This window comes from Microcystis sp. M53598_WE2 (assembly GCF_030067735.1).
GTDB lineage: Bacteria > Cyanobacteriota > Cyanobacteriia > Cyanobacteriales > Microcystaceae > Microcystis > Microcystis aeruginosa.
Genome location: NZ_JASJFE010000205.1, coordinates 1 through 1178 on the forward strand (window position 1 = coordinate 1; position 1178 = coordinate 1178).

Below are 1178 nucleotides of genomic sequence, written 5' to 3' on the forward strand. Positions count from 1 at the left end.
ATATTCCTGTAATATTCGCCAAGTTTCTACTTCCACTCCATCCACTTTCGGATTACCGACAAAAATGCAAGCTTTCCCAGCTTGTTTTAATTTTCTGGTGGCATTTTCTAAAGCATTGATAGTGTGACAAAAATAGGAATCGAGTATTTTATGTAAATTCTCTTTCTCTAAAGTCGATCTCACTTGATTTAAGGTTTCGGTTTCGATTAATCTGGTAGCCTGTCGGTAGGGAATTTCTAGCTTAGAGATTTTTTGCACTTCTTTTTCTGTATATCCTAACCAATATAAATCTAGTTTTGCTGTTCTGATATATTCTTGTGCTTGCAGATAGGGGGGTGAACTAATTAAACAATCTAACTCTAGATTTTGATCGATCTCAAAAGTGGCACTATCTACTCCTCCATAAAAAAGCACCTGATTACAATTATGCCAAGTGACGGCAATATATTGATTAACGCTGGTTAAAGTTTCAAAACTCATCTCTTTAATCGTTCGTTTTAATTCCTCTTGCCAATCTCTTTGTAATAGTTCCTGTATATCTGATTTTTTGTATTTCGATTGAAATAATTTAGGTTTGGTATGTTCTGCATAGGAAAACTGTTTACTAACTTTCACTAAAACCGCTTGAATAATCTGGGAATATAAATCAGGTTCTAGACTTTTTTGACCTGCCCAAAGTTTCTGCAAAACTGCTAAAATATCCTCTGGATACCAATAGTTTAAATTTGACCACTGAGGGATAAATTTATCCTTGCTGGCAAAAACTTCTAAGATTTTTTTATCTAACTCTGAGTAACTCAATGGTTCTTGGTGTTCTGTAATCTTAATCGGTATAATATGGTTTAAAAGATAATTCAGGTCAGTTAAAACCGCATTTCTTTGAGAAAGTTTAGCCTCTAAACCCACCGTACCAGAACCAGCAAAAGGATCGATAATCCAATCATCCTTTTTGGTGTAATTATCAAGGCAAAATCTCACCACTTGGGGAATAAATTTGGCAGGATAATAATAGATACCATGGGTTAGATAACTGGTGCTGGTGATTTCTGGTACTAAATCTCGAAAAGAAACTAATCGCGGGGTTCCCCGATTAAATTCTTCTAAATTATTAGAATCGAAAAGTTCTAGTTGCATAATGTATTTTAATTATTTCTAATTTTAGAGTAACAAGCCTTAAG

The 1178-nt window shown here is 34.1% G+C and carries 1 protein-coding gene; it reads right to left on the bottom strand.

Going from position 1 to position 1178, the window contains the following annotated elements:
- A partial coding sequence (locus PX636_RS04390; protein ID WP_288116330.1) for a DNA methyltransferase occupies positions 1-1134 on the bottom strand: 1134 nt, incomplete at its 3' end.
- Positions 1135-1178: the final 44 nt, after the last annotated feature.